The organism is Bradyrhizobium jicamae, assembly GCF_018130215.1.
GTDB classification, from domain to species: Bacteria; Pseudomonadota; Alphaproteobacteria; order Rhizobiales; family Xanthobacteraceae; genus Bradyrhizobium; species Bradyrhizobium jicamae_A.
Map to the genome: position 1 here is coordinate 56,697 of NZ_JAFCKQ010000028.1, position 22,295 is coordinate 78,991.

19 protein-coding genes are annotated in these 22,295 nt (G+C 66.1%); 4 read left to right on the forward strand and 15 right to left on the reverse strand.

The features are described from left to right. Window positions 1-15 precede the first annotated feature (15 nt). The 6 genes from JQ586_RS25860 to deoC all read right to left on the reverse strand — a co-directional run bounded on the left by JQ586_RS25860 (window position 16) and on the right by deoC (window position 6,793). Entirely contained in the window at window positions 16-1,053 is a 1,038-nt protein-coding gene (locus JQ586_RS25860) for a carbohydrate ABC transporter permease (protein WP_212397438.1), read from the reverse strand. Further along, on the reverse strand, window positions 1,050-1,925 hold the full coding sequence (locus JQ586_RS25865; protein WP_212397439.1) for a carbohydrate ABC transporter permease: 876 nt from the start codon (window positions 1,923-1,925) through the stop codon (window positions 1,050-1,052). The genes JQ586_RS25860 and JQ586_RS25865 overlap by 4 nt, the downstream gene beginning before the upstream one ends. Continuing rightward, window positions 1,922-2,857, reverse strand: a complete 936-nt coding sequence (rbsK, locus tag JQ586_RS25870) for a ribokinase (protein ID WP_212397440.1) — start codon at window positions 2,855-2,857, stop codon at window positions 1,922-1,924. The genes JQ586_RS25865 and rbsK overlap by 4 nt, the downstream gene beginning before the upstream one ends. 4 nt (window positions 2,858-2,861) lie before the next feature. Then, window positions 2,862-3,317 (reverse strand): RbsD/FucU family protein, encoded by a 456-nt coding sequence (locus tag JQ586_RS25875; protein ID WP_212397441.1) that lies wholly within the window; start codon window positions 3,315-3,317, stop codon window positions 2,862-2,864. Between the two features lie 84 nt (window positions 3,318-3,401). Then, complete coding sequence (locus JQ586_RS25880; RefSeq protein WP_212397442.1) at window positions 3,402-5,786, reverse strand: aldehyde dehydrogenase family protein; 2,385 nt, start codon at window positions 5,784-5,786, stop codon at window positions 3,402-3,404. A 2-nt stretch (window positions 5,787-5,788) separates the two neighbouring features. Next, window positions 5,789-6,793 carry a deoxyribose-phosphate aldolase gene (gene deoC, locus JQ586_RS25885; protein ID WP_409334538.1) on the reverse strand — a complete coding sequence of 335 codons (1,005 nt, stop codon included), beginning with the start codon at window positions 6,791-6,793 and terminating at the stop codon, window positions 5,789-5,791. A gap of 255 nt (window positions 6,794-7,048) precedes the next feature. Between deoC and JQ586_RS25890 the strand changes: the two genes are divergently transcribed. Beyond that, a complete protein-coding gene (locus tag JQ586_RS25890; RefSeq protein WP_212397443.1) occupies window positions 7,049-7,846 on the forward strand; it encodes a DeoR/GlpR family DNA-binding transcription regulator in 798 nt (265 codons plus the stop codon). Window positions 7,847-7,927: 81 nt separating this feature from the next. On the opposite strand, the gene JQ586_RS25895 is transcribed toward JQ586_RS25890, so the two are convergent. The 7 genes from JQ586_RS25895 to JQ586_RS25925 form a co-directional block, all read right to left on the reverse strand. Continuing rightward, complete coding sequence (locus tag JQ586_RS25895; protein WP_212397444.1) at window positions 7,928-9,079, reverse strand: substrate-binding domain-containing protein; 1,152 nt, start codon at window positions 9,077-9,079, stop codon at window positions 7,928-7,930. 62 nt (window positions 9,080-9,141) lie between these two features. Beyond that, a complete protein-coding gene (locus JQ586_RS25900; protein WP_212397445.1) occupies window positions 9,142-10,134 on the reverse strand; it encodes an ABC transporter permease in 993 nt (330 codons plus the stop codon). After that, a complete protein-coding gene (locus tag JQ586_RS25905) occupies window positions 10,131-11,720 on the reverse strand; it encodes a sugar ABC transporter ATP-binding protein (RefSeq protein ID WP_212397446.1) in 1,590 nt (529 codons plus the stop codon). Before JQ586_RS25905 ends, JQ586_RS25900 begins: the two co-directional genes overlap by 4 nt. 263 nt (window positions 11,721-11,983) lie before the next feature. After that, entirely contained in the window at window positions 11,984-12,754 is a 771-nt protein-coding gene (locus tag JQ586_RS25910) for an SDR family NAD(P)-dependent oxidoreductase (RefSeq protein WP_212397447.1), read from the reverse strand. Continuing rightward, a complete protein-coding gene (locus JQ586_RS25915) occupies window positions 12,755-13,552 on the reverse strand; it encodes an SDR family NAD(P)-dependent oxidoreductase (RefSeq protein ID WP_212397448.1) in 798 nt (265 codons plus the stop codon). After that, window positions 13,552-14,940 carry a transaminase gene (locus JQ586_RS25920; protein WP_212397449.1) on the reverse strand — a complete coding sequence of 463 codons (1,389 nt, stop codon included), beginning with the start codon at window positions 14,938-14,940 and terminating at the stop codon, window positions 13,552-13,554. The genes JQ586_RS25915 and JQ586_RS25920 overlap by 1 nt, the downstream gene beginning before the upstream one ends. After that, window positions 14,937-16,421, reverse strand: a complete 1,485-nt coding sequence (locus tag JQ586_RS25925; RefSeq protein ID WP_212397450.1) for an aldehyde dehydrogenase — start codon at window positions 16,419-16,421, stop codon at window positions 14,937-14,939. The genes JQ586_RS25920 and JQ586_RS25925 overlap by 4 nt, the downstream gene beginning before the upstream one ends. A gap of 212 nt (window positions 16,422-16,633) precedes the next feature. Between JQ586_RS25925 and JQ586_RS25930 the strand changes: the two genes are divergently transcribed. The 3 genes from JQ586_RS25930 to JQ586_RS25940 all read left to right on the forward strand — a co-directional run bounded on the left by JQ586_RS25930 (window position 16,634) and on the right by JQ586_RS25940 (window position 19,982). Next, window positions 16,634-17,896: a Tm-1-like ATP-binding domain-containing protein gene (locus JQ586_RS25930; RefSeq protein ID WP_212397451.1), complete on the forward strand. Its 1,263-nt coding sequence runs from the start codon at window positions 16,634-16,636 to the stop codon at window positions 17,894-17,896. After that, the gene (locus JQ586_RS25935; RefSeq protein ID WP_212397452.1) at window positions 17,893-18,558 is read left to right on the forward strand and encodes an HAD-IA family hydrolase; all 666 of its coding nucleotides are present in this window, start codon (window positions 17,893-17,895) and stop codon (window positions 18,556-18,558) included. The genes JQ586_RS25930 and JQ586_RS25935 overlap by 4 nt, the downstream gene beginning before the upstream one ends. A 71-nt stretch (window positions 18,559-18,629) precedes the next feature. Beyond that, window positions 18,630-19,982, forward strand: coding sequence for an aminotransferase class III-fold pyridoxal phosphate-dependent enzyme (locus tag JQ586_RS25940; RefSeq protein WP_212397453.1), 1,353 nt, complete (start codon window positions 18,630-18,632; stop codon window positions 19,980-19,982). Here the strand turns inward: JQ586_RS25940 and JQ586_RS25945 are convergent. Beyond that, window positions 19,968-20,276 (reverse strand): hypothetical protein, encoded by a 309-nt coding sequence (locus JQ586_RS25945; RefSeq protein ID WP_212397454.1) that lies wholly within the window; start codon window positions 20,274-20,276, stop codon window positions 19,968-19,970. The genes JQ586_RS25940 and JQ586_RS25945 overlap by 15 nt on opposite strands. Continuing rightward, complete coding sequence (locus JQ586_RS25950; RefSeq protein ID WP_212397455.1) at window positions 20,273-22,285, reverse strand: hypothetical protein; 2,013 nt, start codon at window positions 22,283-22,285, stop codon at window positions 20,273-20,275. The genes JQ586_RS25945 and JQ586_RS25950 overlap by 4 nt, the downstream gene beginning before the upstream one ends. Between the last annotated feature and the right edge of the window lie 10 nt (window positions 22,286-22,295).

Below are 22,295 nucleotides of genomic sequence, written 5' to 3' on the forward strand. Positions count from 1 at the left end.
CTATTCTCAGTTTTCTTACTTGATGGCTCCGAGCAGCAGGCCCGACCGCATCATGCGGCTGAGCAGGCCCGCCATGATCATCATGGGAACGATGGCGACCAGCGCCGCGGCCGAGATCGCCCACCACTCGTCGCCGCGCTGGCTGTTCTGTCCCGCCACCAGGATCGGCAGCGTCTGCCACCTGGAATTGGTCAGGAACAGCGCGAACAGGAACTCGTTCCAGACGAAGGCGAGCGTGATCATGAAGGTCGCGAGCAGGCCGTTCATCGACATCGGCACCACGATGCCGAAGAAGATGCGCCAGGTCGGCACATTGTCGACCATCGCCGCCTCCTCGACCTCGATCGGAACGGCCTCGAAGAAGTCGCGCATCAGCCAGACCACGATCGGCAGCGAGAACGCGACATAGCACAGCGTCAGGCCGATATAGCTGTCGATGAGCTGGAAGCCGAGCCGGCCGATCTCGCTGTAGAGCAGATACAGCGCAAAGGCCGTGACGATCGGCGGGAACATGCGCTGGCTGACGAACCAGAACAGGATATCTTCATTCCCGAGGACCGGCCCCGGCAGCGGCAGGCGGTTGGCGACGACGGCAACGACCAGCGCGACCGGGAACGCGAGCAGCAGCGCCTGCGGCCGCGTGAATCCGAGCGAGGTGTTGAACAGGAGATAGCCGCCGAGCGCGAGCAGGAAGAAGATCAGGCCGGCGCCGAACCGGACCTTGAACTCGAAGCGCACCAGCGCATAGGCCGCCATCGCGCCGATCGCGGTCGCGATCGCCGCCGCCGACAGGCCGACGATGGTCGAATTCAGGAAGGTGCGGAAGAATTCGCCGCGGATGCCCTGATAGAGATCGATGAAGGGCTGCAAGGTCGGCGTAAAATCGATGAACGGCAGATAGGTCGGTCCGCCGACGACGCCGGGCGGCGTCTTGAATGCGGTGACGACCACCCAATAGAGCGGAAACACCGTGATCAGGCACCAGGCGAGAACGCCGGCCGTGACCAGGCGGCGGCTCCATGGCGACAGTCCGGTCAGGCCCTGCCCGCTCATCGACGCTTTTCCAGATGCGGCCGCAGCAGCGCCAGGTAGGTGACACCGATGATCGTGATCGCGATCAGGAACAGGAAGCTGAGCGCCGACGTATAGCCGAGATTGAATTTCTTGAAGCCCTCCTGGTAGGCGAACAGCGTCAGGGTCTCGGTTTCCACACCCGGCCCGCCGCCCGTCATCACGAACACGGTGTCCATGATCTTGTAGCTCTCGATCAGCCGGATGAAGACGACGGCGGCCGAGATCGGCAGCAGCATCGGAAAGGTGATGCCCCAGAACTGCTGCCATGCGCTGGCGTTCTCGAGCTCCGCGGCCTCGTAGACGTCCTCGGGCAAGGTTTGCAGGCCGGCCAGCATCATCAGGATGATGAACGGCGTCCACTGCCAGACCTCGACCGCGATGATGCAGGCGAGCGCCCAATGTCCGTTGGTGAGGAACGGCAGATTGACCAGGCCAAACTCGGACAGGAACTGGTTGAGCGGCCCCATGGTCGGATTGAAGATCATGCGCGCGACCAGCGCGACGGCGACCGGCGCCAGCAGCATCGGCAACAGCAGCGCGACGCGGAACAGCCGCTCGCCCGGCACGCGCGCATTCAGCGCCAGCGCCACGCCGAAACCGATCACGTATTGCAGCCCCACCGCGATGAAGGCGATCAGCGTCGTCGTGAAGATCGCATTCCAGAACCTCGGCTCCTGCAGCAGCGATGCGTAATTGCCGAGCCAGACGACGCGCGGCGGGATCGGCGGAATCAGGCGATAACTGAGGAAGCTGGTGGTGAACGAATAGATCAGCGGAAAGATCGAGATCGCCAGCACGACGAGCACCGCCGGCCAGATGAAAACGTGCTTGATCGGATCATTCCGCATCATGAAGCGGACTGCTCCTTCAGAAGGGCCTCGATTTCCGCCCGCCGAGGCATGGCGGGCGCGGTGCCCGGGCGCGTCACCGAAATCCCGGCGGTCGCCGAACCAAAGCGTGCAGCTTCGAGAGGCTCCGCCCCGGCTGCCAGCGCCGCCGCAAAGCCGCCGACGAACGCATCGCCGGCGCCCGTCGTTTCGACGACCTTGCCGGCGGCAAAGGGCGGCACGTGGAGGGATCGATCGCGCGAATGGAACAGTGCGCCGCGCTCGCCGAGCGTGATCAGCGCCGTGCCCGCCCCTTTTTCCAGCAGGGCGTTGCCGGCGCGGCGCGCGCCGGCAAGGTCTCCCACGGCGATCCCCGTCAGCCCTTCGGCCTCGGTCTCGTTGGGAACGACGTAGTCGCAGAGCGCGAACAGGCCAGGATCGAACTTGAGCGCCGGCGCAGGATTGAACACCGTGATGGTGCCAGCGGCGCGCGCGATCTCGAGCCCGCGGAGCGCGGCATCCACCGGCTGCTCGAGCTGGGTGACGAACACGCGGCTGGCGCTGATGGCACCCGCCGCCGCATCGATATCCGCGGGACTGATGCCGCCGGCCGCACCCGGCACCACGATGATCGCGTTGTCGCCGCGTGTTTCGTGGACATAAATGAAGGCCGCGCCGGTTGGCGCGTCGGCGACCTTGGCAACATGCGGCCGGATTCCCTCGGCCTCCCAGGTCTTGATCGCAAGCTCGCCGAAGGCATCGCTTCCGATCCGGGAGATGAAGGTAACCCCGGCCCCGGCGCGCGCGGCGGCGACGGCCTGGTTCGATCCCTTGCCGCCGGGCCCCATTGCGAATCCGGATCCGGCGATCGTCTCGCCGATCGCAGGCATGTTGCCGGCGCGAAACGCCAGGTCGACCACGAACACGCCAAGGACGGCGACGCCATTCTTGCTCATGTCGTCACTCTCCATCCGGCGCGATGACGCCCTTGCTGAACAGGAAGCAGCCGTAGAAGCGCCGTTCACCCGTCGCGATCACGCAATAGGCGGTCTTGGCCTTCTCGTAGAAGGCATGGCGCTCGACCCCGACCAGCGGCCAGGATTTCCCTTCCGCGCGATCGATCGCGGTCTGCACCTCGCGCTGTACCGGCGGCACCTCCTGCGGCTGGCCGACGATCTCCATGCGGATGGCCGCGTCATCGATGAACGTATCGAGCGGCATGACCGAGAGAATGGCTTCGACAGCCTTGGCGGCACTGACATTGTCGATGCGCAGCAGCTCACCAAGGGCGGTCTGCCGGGCAATCGAATCGGCCGGAAAGTTGGTATCGCACACCACCAGGCGATCCCCGTGCCCCATCGCCCGCAGGGCATAGAGCACGTCGGCATTGAGCAGCGGATTGATGCTCTTGAGCATGTTGCGTCCCTCCCTTGTCTTCGCAGTCGCCCGAACTCTGACGGTCCGGATCCCCATCGGTATCACCGCAAGGTGACTTCTCGTCTAGTCTCCATAGGGAATCCAGATATTCTTCACCTGCACCGCATGGCGCAGCAGGATCGGTCCCTCGCTCGCCGCCCTGTCGTGCCAGTCGAGCGCCAGGCCGTGATCGACCAGCGTGCGCTTGAGGTTGCCGACGGACAGCCGTTCTGCCGCCACTGAGGCCTCCTGCGACCCGAACACCCAGAGCGCGTCGACGTCGTCGTGCTCGGCAAGAACCTTCACCAGCGCCTCACGGTCACCGGTGACGATATTGACCACACCCGCCGGCACATCCGAGGTTTCCAGCACCTGGTAGAAATCGGTCGCGGCGAGCGGATGCTGCTCGCTCGGTACTGCCACCACCCGGTTGCCCATCGCGATCAACGGCGCCACCAGGCTGATGAAGGCGAGCAGCGGGGCCTCGTCCGGGCAGGCCACGCCGACCACGCCGACCGGCTCGTGCATGGCGAGCGCGACGCCCCGCAGCGGCGGCGCGTGGATGCTCCCCTCGAATTTGTCGGCCCAGGCCCCATAGCTGAACAGCCGCTCGATACCGGCATCGACCTCCGCACGCGCCTTCGCGGATGATACGCCCGTCATGTCGCCGATGCTCCGCACAAACTCGTCCCGGCGCGCGGACAGATTCTCGGCAAGGTAGTAGAGGATTTGGGCGCGATTATGCGCCGTCGCCTTCGCCCAGGCTTCCGCCGAACGCGCCGCGGCCACCGCGTTGCGGATGTCCTTGCGGTTGCCGTCACCAACTTCGCCCAAATGCTTGCCCTTCGGTGACAGCACGGCGCGCGAATAATTGCCGTCCGGACGGACCTGCTTTCCACCGACGAACAATTTTGCGGTGCGATCGATCGACGGCACGCCAAATCCCGCAGTGTCGGCCGATGACACCGGCGGCGATGCCTTGGCACGAACCTTACGTCCGCTCCACACCTTGGGCTTGAGATATTCGTGCATGCCCTCGCGGCCGCCCTCGCGGCCGAAGCCGGATTCGCGGTAACCGCCGAAGCCGACGCTGGCGTCGAACAGGTTGGTCGCGTTGACCCAGACCACCCCGGCGAGCAGCTTCGGCGCGATATCGAGTGCCAGCCCGATCGTTTCGCTCCAGACGCTCGCGGCAAGTCCGTAGCGCGTGTTGTTGGCGAGCATCACGGCCTCATCTGGCGTGCGGAACGTCATCGCGACCAGAACGGGACCAAAAATCTCCTCGATCGCCACGGTCGATGACGGGTGCACGTTCCAGAGCAGCGTCGGCGGATAGAAGCAGCCCTCCGACGGGATCGCGCCCGGCGCCTGATATTTCTCGGCGCCCTCCCTCACTCCGGTTTCGACCAGCGCCTTGATGCGCTCGAGCTGCACGGGCGCGACTATTGCGCCCAGGTCGATCGCCTTGTCGAGCGGCGGACCGACGCGCAGCGTCTCCATGCGGCGGATCAGCCGCCGGCGGAAGTCTTCCGCGATCCCTTCCTGAAGCAGCAGGCGTGATCCGGCGCAGCAGACCTGGCCCTGATTGAACCAGATCGCATCGACCACGCCTTCGACGGCACCGTCGAGATCGGCATCGTCGAACACGATGAAGGGCGACTTGCCGCCAAGTTCGAGCGTCAGCGACTTGCCGCTGCCTGCGGTCGTCTGTCGGATCAGCCGCCCGACCTCGGTCGAACCGGTGAACGCGATCTTGTCGACGCCGGGATTCTCGACCAGCAGCGCGCCGGTCGCGCCGTCACCGGTCACCACGTTCAGCACGCCCGGCGGAAGTCCGGCCTCGGCTGCGAGCTCGGAAAACAACAGCGCCGTCATCGAGGTGAATTCCGCCGGCTTCAGCACCACGGTGTTGCCCGCGGCCAACGCAGGCGCGATCTTCCACGCCAGCATCAGCAGCGGGAAATTCCACGGGATGATCTGGCCGATCACGCCGATCGGCACCTGATCGGCGAATTCGCGTTCCTGCAATTGCGCCCAGCCGGCATGGTACAGGAAATGGCGCGCGGCAAGCGGCACGTCGAGATCGCGGGTCTCACGGATCGGCTTGCCATTGTCGATCGCTTCCAGTACGGCGAACAGCCGGGCGTGGCGCTGCAGCATGCGCGCCAGGGCGTAGAGATGGCGCGCACGGCCGTGACCGCCGAGCCTGGCCCAGTGCGGCTGCGCCGTGCGCGCGGCGCTAACCGCCGCCTCGACATCCGCGGCAGAGCCCTGCGCGATCTTCGCCAGAGCCTCGCCCGTGGCCGGCTCGATCGTCGTCAGATGCTTGCCGTCACGCGGCGCTGCGAATGCGCCGCCGATGAAATGCCCGAATGTCGACTCGTGCCGCTTGAGCCAGGCGCGCGCCTCGCCGTCCGCCTCCGGAGCGGGACCATATTCCATGGTCTCGTAGTAATGTGCGACGCTCATGCTCAGCCCACGGGGTGACGGTTGAAGGCCGAGTAGCGGCCGGTAACGTGATGTTCGAGCTGTCGCTCGATGTCGGCGAGCAGGCTGGAGGCGCCGATCCGGAACAGATCAGGCTCGAGCCAGTCGCGTCCGAGTTCCTCCTTCATCAGGAACTGATAGTTGAGCACGTCCTTCGCGGTCGAGATTCCGCCGGCCGGCTTGAAGCCGATCTTGTAGCCGGTGCGCTCCTGATACACCCGGATCATCCGTAGCATCGCGAGCGTCACGGGCAGCGTCGCATTGACGCCCTCCTTGCCGGTCGACGTCTTGATGAAGTCGGCGCCGGCCATCATGCAGACCATCGATGCCTTGGCGACGTTGCGCAGCGTCTTGAGATCGCCGGTGGCCAGGATCGTCTTCAGATGCGCGCTGCCGCAGGCCGCGCGAAAATCCCTGACCTCCGCGTAGAGCGCGCGCCAGTCGCCGGTCAGCACATGCTCGCGGGTGATGACGATGTCGATCTCCTGCGCGCCGTCCCTGACGGAGGCCTCGATCTCCTTGAGCTTCAGGTCATGCGGCACGAGGCCGGCGGGGAATCCGGTCGAGACCGCGGCGACCGGAATGTCGGATCCATCCAGCGCCTCGACCGCCGTCGCGACGAAACGGTGATAGACGCAGACCGCGCCGGTGTGCAGGTCGCGCCCGGCAAAGCCCAGCGCCGCGAGGATGTCGCTCCGCACCGGCGCCCTCGCCTTGGCGCAGAGCCGCTTCACCCGCTCGGTGGTGTCATCGCCGTTCAGCGTCGTCAGGTCGATGCAGGTGACCGCCTTCAAAAGCCATGCGGCCTGCGCGTCTTTCTTCACCGTGCGCCGGCCAGGCAGGCTCGCCACGCGGCGCTCGGCCGCCGACAGGTTGATCCTGATCTCGTCGACCCAATCCATTTCGAGCGCGCGGCCGCTGTTGCGCGCGCCGGTATGGGCGTTGCTCTCGCCGCGGGCGTGAGGCTGCGCCGGGGCTGGATTGTGCATCAGGACGCTCTGGGCCATCGGTACGCCGTGCGCGCTAGCGAATCGGCGGAAGCGCCAGGTAGATTGAAAGCGTCGACTGCAACATGCGATCCTCCCACGCCTTGCCCGCTGGAGCCCACCGCCTGTCGAAGCGTATCATCGCCAGACATCGGATCGCTTCGTTCAGGCCATGTTATTATTTTAACATATCGCCGTTGCTAAATTCACAACATTGTAAGATCATTGTCAACCGGATAAGCAGGCTCGGTGACGAGAATGACTGAAACACCGAACGCACGACCCAGCGAAACGCGCGTCCAGCGATTGCAGCGGCTGCGCCGTGCCGTCGAGGTCAGCGGTGCGCTGCATCTGAAGGATGCCGCCGAGCTGCTCAAGGTGTCGGAAATGACGGTGCGGCGCGACCTTGCCGGTCCGGACGGCGAGACGCTCGCGCTGCTCGGCGGCTACGTCGTCAACGCGGCATCGCCGACCGGGCTCAAATACACGCTCGAGCAGGAGATCGACCAGCACACCCAGGGCAAGCGCCTCGCCTGCCGGTCCGCCGCCGCCTCGATCCAGCCGGGCGACACGATCTTCATCGACTGCGGCACCACGATGCAATCGCTGGCGGATTGCCTGCCCGAGGACATGCCGCTCTCCGTGATCTGCTACTCGATGAACATCGCATCGATCGTGACGCGGCGGCCGGCGACGCAGGTGATGCTGATGGGCGGGCTCTACCACCCGTCGTCGCAGTCGTTCTCTTCGGAGGACGGGTTGTCCTATCTGCGGCGGCTCGGGGTCAACAAGGCCTTCATTTCCGCCGGCGGTCTGCACTGGACCCGTGGTGCGAGCTGCTCGAACTTTCACGAGGTCGCCGTCAAGCAGGCCGTGATCGCCACCGCGATGGAGAGCATCCTGGTGGTCGATGCCAGCAAGCTCGGCAGCCTGAAGCCGGCGTTCTTTTCCGATGTCGGCGCATTCTCACGGATCATCGTCGGCGGCTCGGTGACCTCGGAGATGCGCAAGCACTTCCGCAGCCTTCCCGTCGAATACGTCACGAGCGCCACCTGATCCGGACGGGGGCTGGGTCGGCCGGATCAGGCTGGCCGGCGATGCGCGACCCAGCGAGGCCGCGCGTCGTAGCCGAAAGGCTCAGTTGCAGGCGGGCTTCGCCTTCTCGCAAGCGTCGGTCAACTCCTTCGGCGGCTCCTTCTTGAACACGGTCTTGTAGGACTCCAGCACGTTCGATTGCGTCACCGGCAGCGACTGCACGCCGATCCAGCCCGGCGTCTCCTTGCCCAACAGCGCATTCATCATCGCCATCGCCTCCGCGACGCCCTGGTCATAGGGACGCTGCGAGCCGGTCGCCTTCAGCGGACCGCCCTTGGCGATCTCGATCGCCGATTGCAGGCCGAGGTCGACCGTGGTGACGGGAATGTCGATGCCCTGTGCCCGCATCGAGCTCAGCGTGTCCAGCGCCGGCTGGTCCCAGACCGCGAACAATCCCTTGATGTCCGGATTGCCGGTGAGGAAGTCGCCGGCGATCTGCGAGACTTTCGGCGGATCGGTGAAGTCGACCTGCTTCATCTTGATGTCGGGCCGGTTCGCCTTCATCCATTCCCGAACGCCCTTGGTGCGCTCGTTGGTGCTGAAATAGTCGACACCGAAGTTGACCAGGCCGATCGTGCCGCCCTGCGCCACGCAGGACGCCAGGATCTGCGCCGCGATCCGGCCGTTGCCCTGGCTGTCCGCCGAGACCATCGTGGCATATTCCTCGGGATGCTTCAGGCCAGTCGGAATGCTGTCCATCAGCACCAGCTTGATGCCGGCCTGGGCGATCTTCTTGTAGGTCGGCGCGGTCGCGGTGAAATCGACCGGGATCGAGATGATGCCGTCCGGGTGCTGCTGGATGGTGTTTTCGATGTCGGCGATCTGCTTGTCGACCTGGTACTCAGCGGACGCGACGCCCGTCACCGTCACACCGTATTTCTTCAGCGTATCGGTGATGCCCTGGATCTGGAGCTGCGACCAGTCGAGGTTGACGGTCTGCATGGAGATGCCGACCTTGAAGTGCTTGTCCTTGATCTTGGCGGCATCGGCGTCCGAGAGCGCGAGCACTTCGGGCGAAGCCGCCTTCTCGCCGTGCGGGCCTTGGCCGACGATCGACTTCGGTCCGAGGGTTGCGAGATCGACGCCCTTGACGCAGGTCGCGGGCAGTTCGGCGCCGATGGCGGGGACGATCGAGATCGCACTCGCTGCGATCAACGCGGTCAGCGGCAAGCTTTGTCGCAAGATTGGCTTCATTGTTCGTTCTCCTCCCGTTTTGGCCGCCGATTGCGAAGGGCCGGCGACCTCTCCCCTGATGATCAGCGTTTGGTGAAGGCAACTGCGGCCACGATGATCGCGCCCTTGATCACGAGCTGCATCGGCGAGCTGACGCCGAGCAGCACGAGACCATTGTTGAGCGTGCCGATGATCAGGCTGCCGAACAGGGTTCCCAGGATGTAGCCGCGCCCGCCGAACAGGCTGCAGCCGCCGAGGATGACGGCCGCGATGACGTCGAGCTCCATGCCCTGCACGACGTCAGGCCGCGCTGCATGCGACCGCGCGGACAGCACCAGTGCCGCGAGGCCCGCCAGCGTGCCTGTCAGCACGAAGGCCGCCGTCGTCACCCATCTGGTGTTGATGCCCGAATAGAGCGCCGCGGTCGGATTGCCGCCGACCGCATAGATCCGCCGTCCGAACACGTTGTAGTGCAAGAGCAGGATGCCGACGATCATCGCGGCAAGCGTCCAGGCGATCGGCACCGGCATGCCGAGGAACGTGCCCTCGCCGAAGATCGCAAAATATGTCTCGTTGGTGATGATGACCGGCTTGGTGTTGGTGACCATCATCGCAAGGCCGCGCGCCATGCTCAGCGTGCCGAGCGTGACCAGGAACGACGGGATCGAGAGCTGCGTGGTCAGGATGCCGTTGAGCAGCCCGACCAGCGCGCCGGTGCCGAGGCCTGCCACGGCACCGACGACCCAGCTGTTGTTGATCTGGCTCATCGCCAGCGCCGCCGCCATGCCCGACAGCGCCAGCGTCGATGCGACCGACAGGTCGATCTGGCGCGCGATGATGATGAAGGTCATGCCGACCGCGACGATCGACACCAGCGTCGTCTGCCGGCCGATGTTCAGGAAGTTGTCGACCGACAGGAACCAGGGCGAGGACAGGCTGAACACCACGAGCAGGATCACGAAGGCGATGTAGAGCATGTACGGCCGCTCGCCGCGCAGCAGGTTCTGCAGCAGCTTGCGGCGGCGGTCGGATCGCGTCGGCGCGGCGCCGACATTGGGCGCGGTCAATTCGGTCATGCTGGCAACTCTTGCGGTGCGCCTTTCGACGCGTCCTGGCCGGCCTGGTACAATTGAAGCAGATGATGGAGTTCTTCGGCGTCGTCGATCTCGCCGCGCACCAGCGTCCTCGCGACCCGGCCGTTCACGATCACCGAGATGCGGTCGCACAGCCCGATCAGCTCGACGAGATCGGACGAGACGACGAGAACGCCGCTTCCGTCACGGACGGCATTGCGGATCACGCCATAGATCTCCTCGCGCGCGCCGACGTCGACGCCGACCGTAGGCTCGTCCAGCAGCAGCACGCGCGGCCGCGGGTCGTTCCATTTTCCGAACACGACCTTCTGCTGGTTGCCGCCGGACAGCGTCCTGACCAGGCTCGATGCGCCCTGCGCCTTCACCGCGAGCTTGCGGACCGCGGCCTCGGCGCGCTTCGCAGCCGCCCGCTGCTGCATCCAGCCCCAGCGCGAGAAATATGGCAGCCGCGACAGCGTGACGTTGCGCTCGATCGAATGGTCGAGCACGAGGCCCTGCACGTGACGGTCCTCCGGCACCAGCGCGATGCCCTGATTGATTGCATCGGCCGGGCCGTTCGGCAGCCATTGCCGGCCCTCGATCTCCAGCGCGCCGCGCTCGACCGGCCGCAAGCCGAAGATGGTTTCGAGGATCTCGGTGCGTCCGCTGCCGATCAACCCGGCAAGGCCATGGATCTCGCCTCTCAGAACCGACAGATCGACCGCGCGCAGCCTGTCGTTGGAGACATCAGACAGCGACAGCACCGGCGACATCCCGACCGGGCGCGCCGCCTGCGGCTCGGCCCGCGTTGCGGCCGGCGTCGATCGATCGCTTCCGACGATCGCGTTCACCAGCCGCTTCATGTCGGTGTCGTCGGTGACGAAGGTCCCGGCATTGGCCCCGTCGCGCAGCACGGTGACGCGCTGCGAGATCTCGAACACCTCGTTCAACCGATGCGTCACATAGATCACGCCGACGCCGCGGCGCGTCACCTTGCCGATCGCGTCGAATAGGATGCGGACCTCGTCCGAGGTCAGCGACGACGTCGGCTCGTCGAGGATCAGGAGCCGCACCTCGCCCATCAGCGCTTTCGCGATCTCGGTCATCTGGCGGTATGCGAAAGGCAGCGAGCCTACCGTCGCCTTGAGGTCGAGGGGAATGCCGAGCTGCGTCAGCATCGCGCCGGCCTGCACCATCAGCGCGCGCTTCCTGACGAAGCCGAAGCGGGCCAGCGGCTCGCGGCCGAGCATCAGATTGTCGCCGACGCTGAGCGACTCGACGAGGCTGAGATCCTGGTAGACGACGGCGATCCCCGCGTCGCGCGACTTGGCGGGACTGTCGAACGCCACCGGCCTGCCCGAAATCTCGATCGCGCCGCTGTCGAAGGCGTGAACTCCGCTCAGGATCTTGATCAGTGTGGACTTGCCGGCGCCGTTCTCGCCAAGCAGCGCGTGCACCTCGCCGGCACGGACCTCGAGGTTCACGTCGCGGAGCGCCCGCACGCCGCCAAAGCTCTTGTTGATGGCGCTCACCATCACGAGCGGCGTTGGCGGCCGGGGCTGTGCTGCAACCGAACCAGACGGCTCCAAGATCTCCTCCGCTCCGCCCATCGCTGGTACGATGGTGACATTTTGTTATTTTTGCAACTTGATGTGTTATAATTCTATCAGATTAACCACCCTGTCAATGGGAGATCGCGGGCGGCGAGCGGCCGGACGACGCCGATTGCAAGGGTTCAACGGCGCGGATTGCCCGATGTGAGCAGCGCAACACGCGGCGACGCGGGCTGATGTGCAACGCAACGCCGGTTAGGGATTTGAAGACAGGGAGCCGGCCGAACGCCGCAGCCTCGCTACACCGCGCGGTTCTGCGTCGGCGCTCGACCGCCGCCATCGGCGACGAGAACGGCGCCGGTCACGAACGATGCCTCGTCCGAGACGAGGAACAGGCAGCAGGCGGCGATCTCCGACGGGTCGGCCATTCGTCCGAGCGCGATCCGCCGCTCGACCGCCTGGAATTCGGCGTCCGGCGTCGTGCCGTTCTGCTCGGCGAGCAACCGCATCTCGTAGGCGCTCATCGGCGTCCGCACCCAGCCCGGCGCCACCGCGTTGGCGCGGATGCCGTCAGCGCCATGCGCGTAGGCGAGCGAGCGCGTATAGGCGACGACCGCCGCCTTGCTCGCCGCATAGCTCGCACTGTCCGGGCTGGCGTTGAACGCGGCAACGGAGGCGATGTTCGCGATGGCGCCGCCGCGCTGTCTTAACAGCGGCAGGGCCGCGCGACAGACCCGCATGGTCCCGGTCAGGTTGACGTCGAGCGTCCTGGCCCAGATCTCGTCGGAGACGGTCGAAGGCTGATCAGGCACGATCAAGCCGGCAGCGTTGACGAGGACGTCGAGCCGGTCGCCGCAGGCCGCAACCGCCTTGGCGATGTCGTCCAGCCGGGTGACGTCTCCCGCGACCGCGCGCCCGCCGGCCTCGGCCGCGGCCGCCACGAGTTCGGCCTCGTCAAGGCCGAACAGCACCACATCAGCGCCGTGCTGCGCCAGCAGCAGCGCAGTGGCCCGACCGATACCGGTTGCCGCACCCGTGACCAGCGCCGTCTTGCCGTTGAGCCGCGCCATCTAGAGTCCCCACTGCCGTTCGACGGCAAATCCGGTTTCCGGCAGGGTCGACCCGCCGTCGACGACGATGGTCTGCCCGGTGACATATTTGGCCTCTGCAGAGGCGAGATAGAGCATCGCGCAGGCGATATCGTCGGCGCTGCCCATCCGGCCGACCGGAATGAAGCGCTCGAGCTTCCCCTTGTTTTCAGGCGCGCTCATGGTGCCGCGGCCCGGCTTCTCGATGAAGCCCGCCTCGACGCCGTTGACCGTGATGCCATCGCGCGCCAGTTCGAAGGCCGCGCTGCGAATGAATGCGTTGACGCCCGCCTTGGCCGCCGAATAGTGCGCGCCGCCGCCCATCGCGACGCGCGCGGAGACGGACGATGTCACAAGGATGCGCCCGAAGCCGGTGGCGCGCATATGCGGGATCGCGGCCTGGGCGAGCCAGAAGCAGGCCGTGAGGTTCAGCGCCAGCGCGTCTTCCAGCCTGGACTCGTCGAGGTCTTCCAGCGACGACCACGGGCAGCCGCCGGCATTGTGCACGACAATGTCGAGCCGGCCATGCCGTGCGGCGACGCCGTCGACGAGCAGGCGAAGGCTGGCCCGATCGAGCTTGTCGAAAGGCACGCTATGCACGGCCAGCCCATCGGCCGACAGTTCGCGCGCCAGCGCCTCGGCAACCACCAGCGTCCGGTTGGCGATCACGACGCACGCGCCCGCCTGCGCGAGCCGCGTCACGACGGCGGCGCCGATGCCCCTGCCCCCGCCGGTAACGAGGGCGACCCTGCCTGCGAGATTGAACGGAGGCGTTTGCATCAGCTCACCCCGGCCTGTCGCAACAGATCGATGAACCGTGCGAACACCGCAGTGTGCTGTTCGACGTCGCGCGCCGAGGTCGCCAGGCACATCAGCAGCATGGTGTGGAACGGCGTCACCAGGATGCCTTCGTTCATGTAGAACGCATGCAGCAGGGTTTCGAGATCGGGCTTGCGTCCGGCGATCACGTCGGCGCCGCTGCGCGGCGGCTCCGGCATGAACATGATCTCGGCACGCGCACCGATCTGCGTGACATGCCAGGGCAGATGGTGGGCCGCGATCAGATCGCGGGTCTCGGTCGCAAGCCGCGTCGCGGTGGCGATCATGTGCCGGTAGTTCTCTGATGTCAGCACCTTCTCCAGCACCGCACGCATGGTCGCGATCGTCAGCGCGTTGCCGGCGAGCGTGCCGCCGAAGCCGAGATGAGCGGATTGCCGCTCGCGCGGATTGACATGCGGCACGATTTTCCAGAGCCGCTCGGCAATCTGCCGGCTCAGGCCGAACACACCGGCCGGAATGCCGCCCGCGATCGCCTTGCCCGCGACGAAGATATCGGATTCGAGGCCGTGGAGTTGCGAGTAGCCGCCGGGTCCGCAGGACAGCGTGTGCGTCTCGTCGATGATGAGCACTGCACCGGCGCGGCGGGTCAGCTCGCGCAGCGCCTGGTGAAAGCCCGGATCGTCCGGGATCATGCCGAAATTCGTCATCAGCGGCTCGGTGAGCACGCAGGCGACGTCGCCGTGGGCGAGCGCGGCTTCCAGCCCGGCGACATCGTTGAACTCGACAACCCGGCTCACGGCATCATGATCGATGCCGTTGGGATGAATCATGTTGCGCAGGCCGACGCGGCCGTCGCGGATCTCGACATGCGCCTCCTCGACACCGCCGTGATAGCAGCCGGAGAACACCAGCACCTTGCGGCGGCCGGTGATCATGCGCGAGATCCGGATCGCCGCGCGGTTGGCGTCGGTCGCCGACGTCGTCAGCGTCCAGTACTTCGGTCCAAATCGGCGCGACAGCTCGGCGCCGACCCAGAGACTGTCCTCGGTCGGCAGCATCATGGTCGCGCCGCGCTTGAGTTGGCGGACCGCGGCCTCGGTCACCGCATCGGAGGCGTGGCCGCACATGCCGCCGGTGTCGCCGAGGCAGAAATCGACATAGTCGCGCCCGTCGATGTCGCGGATATGCGCACCATTGGCCTCGTCGACATAGATCGGGAAACCGCCGGCCCAGCGCCGCATCCAGTGCGACGGGCCGCCATAGAGCAGGTGCTGCCTGCCTTCCTGCCAAGCGGCCGCCGCCCGCGGATGGAGATTGCGGAAGCGCTCCTGCTCGGCGTCGATCAATCGGCTCAGAACGCCCGCGCGCTCGGCTGTTGCAGGTGTCATAGCGCGATCCAGGCGGTCTTGAGGTCGGTATAGGCGTCGAGTGCATGCAGCGACTTGTCGCGCCCGAAGCCGGATTGCTTGAAGCCGCCGAGCGGCACGGTGATGTCGGCGCCGCCATAGGTGTTGACGTGCACGACGCCGGCATGGATCGCGCGCACCATGCGATGTGCCGTCGACAAGCGGCCAGTCCAGACCGCGGAGGCGAGACCATAGGGCGTCGCATTGGCGAGCGCGATCGCATCCTCCTCGCTGTCGAAGCGGGTGACGGCGAGCACCGGGCCGAACACCTCCTCGCGCCACAGCCGCATCTTCGGCGTGACGTCGGCAAGGATCGCCGGCGACATGAAATTGCCCCCGCTCTCGGTGCGTATCTGCTCGCCGCCCGTTAGCCGTTTCGCACCCTGCTCCTCGGCGCGGCCGACCGCGTCGAGATTCTTGCGCAGCTGCACCTGGCTCGAAATCGCACCGATGTCGGAGGTCAAGTCAAGCGGATCCCCGACCCGGAGCCTTGCGGTCGCCTCGAGCAGTTCATCCATGAAGCGCTCATAGACCTGCGACTGCACCAACAGCCGCGAGCCGGCGACACAGACCTGGCCCGAATTGCGGAAGATGCCGTTGGCCGACACCTTTGCGGCCTGCCTGATGTCGGGCACGTCGGCAAACACGATGTTGGGCGACTTGCCGCCGAGTTCGAGATGGACGCGCTTGAGGTTCGAACGCGCCGAGCATTGGAGCAGGCGGCGTCCGACTGCGCCGGAGCCGGTGAAGGCAAGCACGTCGACATCCATGTGCAGTGCCAGCGCCTCGCCTGCGGAGGCGCCGCGGCCGGTCACGACATTGAGCACGCCGTCCGGCAGCCCCGCCTCGCTCGCGAGTTCCGCGAGCCGCAGCAATGTGAGCGAGGCGATCTCCGGCGGCTTCACGACAACCGAGTTTCCGGCAGCGAGCGCGGGGCCCATCTTCCACGCCCCGATCATCAGCGGGAAATTCCACGGCACGATCACGCCGACGATTCCGAGCGGCTCGCGATGCACGAGGCCGAGCACGTCGCCCGAGGTCGGCGCGATCTCGCCATAGACCTTGTCGATCGCCTCGGCGTAGTAGCGGATGGTTCCTGCCGCCGACAGCGGCTCGGCCTTGTAGGCCATGCCGATCTCGGTGCCGTTGTCGCGGACGCCGAGCACCGCAATCTCGAGTGCATGTTTCTCGATCAAATCCGCAAATCGCAGCAGGATCTTCTTGCGCTGGGCCGGCGCCGCGCGCGACCAGCTGCCCTGCTCGAACGCCTGACGCGCGCGCTTCACAGCCACGTCCACGTCGGCGCCATCGGCGTCCGCGATCGTCGTGAGCACACGACCATCGATCGGCGACACCACGTCCAGCCGTGCCTCGCCGATGGCGGGCGTGGATCGTCCGCCCACAAAGAGCTGCTGGGCCGGAATGGCTGATGACCTCAACCGATCGATCTGGGCTTGCTGCATGGGACCATCATGGTGATGACAAGGCGCGTCCCGGCAGGGTCGCTGATATGAGCAATCCTCGCCAATTCAAGGCTTTTTCTTCAATCAACCGATAGGTGGATGTTGCGGCGGGCCGCGTTTTCCTAGCGTGATCCGACAATCGCCGAACGTCCCGCCCGCTCGGTGCAAATCCTCTCCTTCCCTCAAGCCTGCCGGCGAGCACGCACAAGGTCATGTCCGAGATCACGCAGCCCCGCATCCTCCTGATTGGAACCGGCGACACCAAGGCCGACGAACTCAAGTTCATGCAGGACTGCATCGCCAAAGCCGGCGGCAAGACCATCATGATGGACATCAGCGTGCTCGGCGACCCGCCCTACCGGCCGGAGCACGACAAGCACGCAGTGGCTGCGGCCGCGCAAACCACGATCGCCGACATCGCCGCCAGTGGCGACGAAAATTCGGCGATGTCGCTGATGGCAACCGGCGCCGTCAATTTGGCGCGCGATCTCGCCGCACGCGAGGCCATCGACGGCGTCATCGCGATCGGCGGCACCATGGGAACAGACCTTGCGCTCGACGTCGCGCAGGCGTTGCCGCTTGGCCTGCCGAAGCTGATCGTCTCCACCGTCGCCTTCTCGCATCTGATCCCGCCCGACCGCGTCGCGGCGGACCTGATGATGATCCTGTGGGCCGGCGGCCTTTACGGCCTCAACGGCACCTGCACCGCGGTGCTGTCGCAGGCCTGCGGCGCGATCGTCGGTGCGGCGAAGAGCGCGACCCGGCCGCGCAATGCGCGACCGGTGGTCGCGATCACTTCGCTCGGCAAGAGCTGCCTGCGCTACATGGTCGAGCTCAAGCCACAGCTCGAGAAACGCGGCTACGAGGTCGTGGTCTTCCACACCACGGGGATGGGTGGTCGCGCCATGGAATCGATCGCAGCCCAGCGCGGCTTTGTCGCAGTGCTCGATCTCAGCCTGCAGGAGGTCGCCAACCAGCTCACGGGCTCGGTGGTGAATTCCGGCGCCGACCGGCTGGAGAATGCGGGCAAGGCCGGCATTCCGCAGATCGTCGCCCCCGGCGCCATCGACATGGTGGATTTCCCGGCGTGGCTGTCGGTACCAACTGACCTTGCGCAGCGTCCGTTCCATGCCCACAACCGGCTGCTCGCCTCGGCGACATCGCGGCCGGTCGATCGTCGCCGGATTGCAATGGCGGTGGCCGACAAGCTTTCCCGGGCCAAGGCGCCGGTCGCTTTCGTGCTTCCGACCGGCGGCGTCCAGCAATGGGACCGCGCCGGGGAGGCCCTGCATGACCCCGAGGGCCTCTCCGCCTTTGTCGATGCGATGCGCTCCGCCATCCAGCCGCCGGTCGAACTGCACGAGATCAAGGATCACATCAACAGCCCGGCCTTCAACGAGACGGTGCTGCGGATCTTCGACCGCTGGGTCGAGGCCGGCATCGTCCCGGCCGGCCAGACCACGGTCGCTGCGTGAGCCGCCCGCTCGCCCAGGCGCTGGTGCTCGACTTCGGCGGGGTCATCTCGAAGACGCTGTTCGAGACCCACGACATGACCGAGCGTGCGCTGGGCCTCGCGCCGTGCACGCTGAAATGGCTCGGCCCGTTCGCCCCCGACAGCGATCCGCTGTGGAGCGCGATGCAGCGCGGCGAGATTTCCGAGCGCGACTACTGGCTGACGCGCAGCCGCGAGGTCGGCCGCATGGTCGGCGAGGACTGGCCTGACATGGAGACCTTCGTGAAGCGCGCGCGCGGCGCAGATCCCGAGACCGTGATCCGCCCCGAGGCCGAGCGCGCGATCCGGATCGCTTCCGAGGCCGGCTGCAAGCTCGCAATCCTCTCCAACGAGCTCGACCTGTTCTATGGCGCGGATTTCCGCAGCCGCCTGCCCGTGCTCGCCCGCTTCGATGCCGTGGTTGATGCGACGCACACCAAGATCCTGAAGCCGGATCCGCGCGCCTATCAGCGCGTGCTGGACGAACTGGGGCTGGAGGCGGAAGATTGCGTCTTCGTCGACGACCAGCGCCGCAACATCGTCGGCGCGACCGCATGCAGCATGCGCACGGTGCTGTTCGACGTCAGGAATCCCGCCGCGTCCTACAGCGAGGCCCTGCGGCATTTCGGGCTGGAACTGGACTAGAGCGTTTTCAAGCGAAGTGGAGACCGGTTCGCGTGAAGAAAACGCGTCAAACGAAACCCTAGAGACCCATCATGCGCGACAGAAATTTCCTGCTCGAGAACAACGCCAAGCCGATCTGGCACCCGATGGCGCATCCCGCCGAGATGCGGGCGCAGCCGCCGCGGATCGTGATGAAGGCCGAAGGCGTTCATGTCACCGACATCGACGGCAAGACGGTGCTGGATGCGGTCGGCGGCCTCTGGAACGTCAACCTCGGCTATAGCTGCGATCCGATCAAGAAGGCGATATCGGACCAGCTCGGCGCGCTGCCTTACTATTCCAGCTTCCGCGGCACCTCGACCGGTCCATCGATCGAGTTGGCCTTTGAGCTCACCGAATGGTTCAAGCCGGAGGGCATGGTGCGCGCCTTCTTCACTTCGGGCGGCTCGGACTCGGTCGAGACCGCGCTGCGGCTGGCGCGGCAATACTGGAAGATCAAGGGCCAGGCCGACCGCACCAAATTCCTGGCGCTGAAGAAGGGTTATCACGGCACCCATTTCGGCGGCGCCTCGGTCAACGGCAACGCCAATTTCCGCCGCAACTACGAGCCGCTGCTGCCGGGCGTGTTCCACATCCCGGCACCCTCGACCTATCGCAATCCATTCAACGAGACCGATCCAGCCAAGCTCGCACAGCTCTGCGCGACGGCGATGGAGGACGAGATCGCGTTCCAGGGCCCCGACACCATCGCCGCCTTCATCATGGAGCCGGTGCTCGGCGCCGGCGGCGTGATCGTGCCTCCGGACAGCTTCATGCCGCTGGCACGCGAGATCTGCGACCGATACGGCATCCTGATGATCGCAGACGAGGTCGTGACCGGCTTCGGCCGCACCGGTGCCTGGTCGGGCTCGCGACTGTGGGGGGTGCGGCCCGACATGATGACGATCGCGAAAGCCATCACCTCGGGCTACTTCCCGCTCGGCGCGACGCTGATCGGCGAAACGGTCGCCACTGCCTTCGAGGCCGACACCAGCTCGTTCGGGTCGATCGGCCATGGCTACACCTATTCGGGCCATCCGGTCGGCTGCGCCGCGGGCCTCGCAGCGCTGGCCGAGACCCGGCGCCTCAGGCTCGACGAGAACGCGGCCGCCCGCGGCGAGGATCTTGCCGCCGCGCTCGCCCAGCTCAAGGCACGTCATCCGATCGTTGGCGACGTCAGGAGCAAGGGACTGATGGCCGCGCTCGAGCTGGTCACCGATCGCGACAGCAAGAAAGCGGCGGACAAGAAGACGATGGCCAGGGTCGCCGACGCCGCCTACGAGGCCGGCGTGATGCTGCGCGTCTCCGGCAACACCATCATCCTGTCGCCGCCGCTGATCCTCACCTCGGCCGACGTGACAAGGATTGCCGAAGGAATCGACGCCGGGCTTTCAGCGGCCGGCTGAGATCGCGCTCGCACACGCAATGGCGCGCTCGAACATCGCGCCATTGGCCGTGTCGTGGTCGAGACAGTCGGCCAGCGACGCCGCCGACATGGTCTGGTCGGTGCAGAAGATGCGCATGAAATCCGCCGTGAGCGCCAGCTTGCGCTGCGCCGGCTGCTTCTGCCAATCCGCGTGGTCAAGATACAGCAAGGACTCGTCCTCGCTGACGGCACCAGCGCGCGCCGTCGGCTCGGCCACGAGCAACGGCAACAGGGCGCAGGCAACACGACCGAGGCGATGCCCCCGGCGCATCATTTCGCGCCCCTGGCCTCGACCGCCGGCGGCACGTCGAGCGCCGGGTTGCGGTCGAAGAAGTTGAACGGCCGCAGCCGGAAACCGTGCCACAGGCCAGGCATCACGGGCCAATCCTCGGCGCGCGGCACGTGGCGGAAGCCGACCGTGTACCACAGCACGAGGTCGTGATCCTCGATGCCGCGTTTCGCCGCCGTCCATTTCGGCAGGCCGTCGACCTCGGCATTCTCGTTCGGATAGAGCCCGGCCGCATATTTCTCGTCCGCGGCGTAGGCCGAGGCCCACAGCGTGTAGGCGCTGAAACCTGCGCGCAACTGGATCGGCTCGTCCTTTGCGAGCAACGAGACGTCGGAATGGCCAGGCATCAGCTGATAGCTCGTGTGATAGCCCTGCTTGTTGGTCTTCTCCGTGCTTTCGATCCTGAACTGGGCCGCATTGAGCGGCATCGTGATCGGCCCCTCGGTTTCGACCGGCCTGGTCTCGACCTGCCACAGGCTCTTGCGCGGTCCGTTGTCCAGCCGGCGGACGTTGAAGCGGTCCTCGACCAGCCGGTTCGCGGTGCCGTCAACGTCCATGTCGATCCGGAACGTCATGTAGTGGTCATGATTGACTGCGAGCAGCCGCTCGTCGACCAGCGTGCCGTAGGCGGTATCCTGCTTCGCCGTCGGGTCGCTCAAAGTCCGGCTCGCCACGCCCTTGGTGGCATCGATGCCGTAGGCGCCGAGCCTGACATCGATGTTGCCGGCGCGGTCGAACACGTAGTCGACGAGGTAGTCGTAATTGCCGACCACCGGCGCCATCCGCACCACGAGCTCATTGTTCGGGCGCTCCTCGGCGGTGTTGTTGAGCAGTTCGCTGTGACGCCAGATCGGATCGCCGGTGGGCCGCTCGAAGATGCAAACCGCACCGTTGGAGGTGACCGGCATGCCCTTGGTGTCCGAGATCGTCATGTTGAGGAAGTGGGCGCCATCGGGGCAATCCTGGCCCGGCCGCAATTCGCTGGCGAGCACGCCGAAGCCGTATTCGCCGATATCCATGTAGGCGCGGAACGACCAGGTCTGATCCGGATCCATGTACGGCACGAACATCTCGCTCGCCGAGATCTGGTAGGCGATGTCGCGCTCCGTGCCATGATCGTCGTAGCGGATCAGCGACAGCACCGCGCCGAGGCGCGGCTCGAGCCGGACGTGGAATGACCAGTTGTCCCAATGGACCTGCCCACCCTCCACCCGGACATTGCTGCCTTGCGGCGCCGAGATCTCGATCGGCTTCGGCGGCTTGCGGTATTTTCCTGAATCAGCGTAGGCGTGCGATGGCGTCGATGCCGGCGGCGGCACGACGCCGAGATCCTCCACCGAGAGCACCGATTTGGTCGAGAGGTCGACCCGCGCCATCAGGTTCTCGATCGGCTTGCCCCACAGATTGTTGGCGGCACCCGAGGTGTCGAGGCAGGGAACGTTGAGCAGGCGATGCCCTTGCAGCGCGGGATCGCTCACCGGCCCGACCGTCAGCGGCAGGCACAGCACATTGCTGAAATCGGTGATGCCGCGCTTGGCCATCGCCGATATCCAGCGCGGGTCCTGCTTCGGCAGGTCTCCGGCCGACATCAATTCATCGATCGTCAGCGCCGCCTGCTTGTCCTTGATCTCGTCCCATCCGATCAGGCTGCGTGCCGCAAGATCGACCCGCGCCTGGTAGAGGTGGCCGTCGGTCAGCAGCGTCGCGATCGCCCGCCGCGTGAACGGACTTCCCGGCCGCCACGCCCGGACCTCGTCCTTGGGAGACTCCTCCGTCGTCATCGAGACGACGCGCGTCGAGCTTTCGAACTTGCCGGCCTTGTGCAGCACGATGGAGACCGACTGGATCTCGTCCGCGGTGAGCCCGTCCATCGGATGCATCGCCGCGACCTGCGGCCACATCCGGCTCTCGGCATGCGACGGCGGTGGCGCGACCAGCATCGCGACGACGAGACCCGTCAATACCCAACCGCAAGCCCGGGACATCGCAGCCATGCCGCGCCCT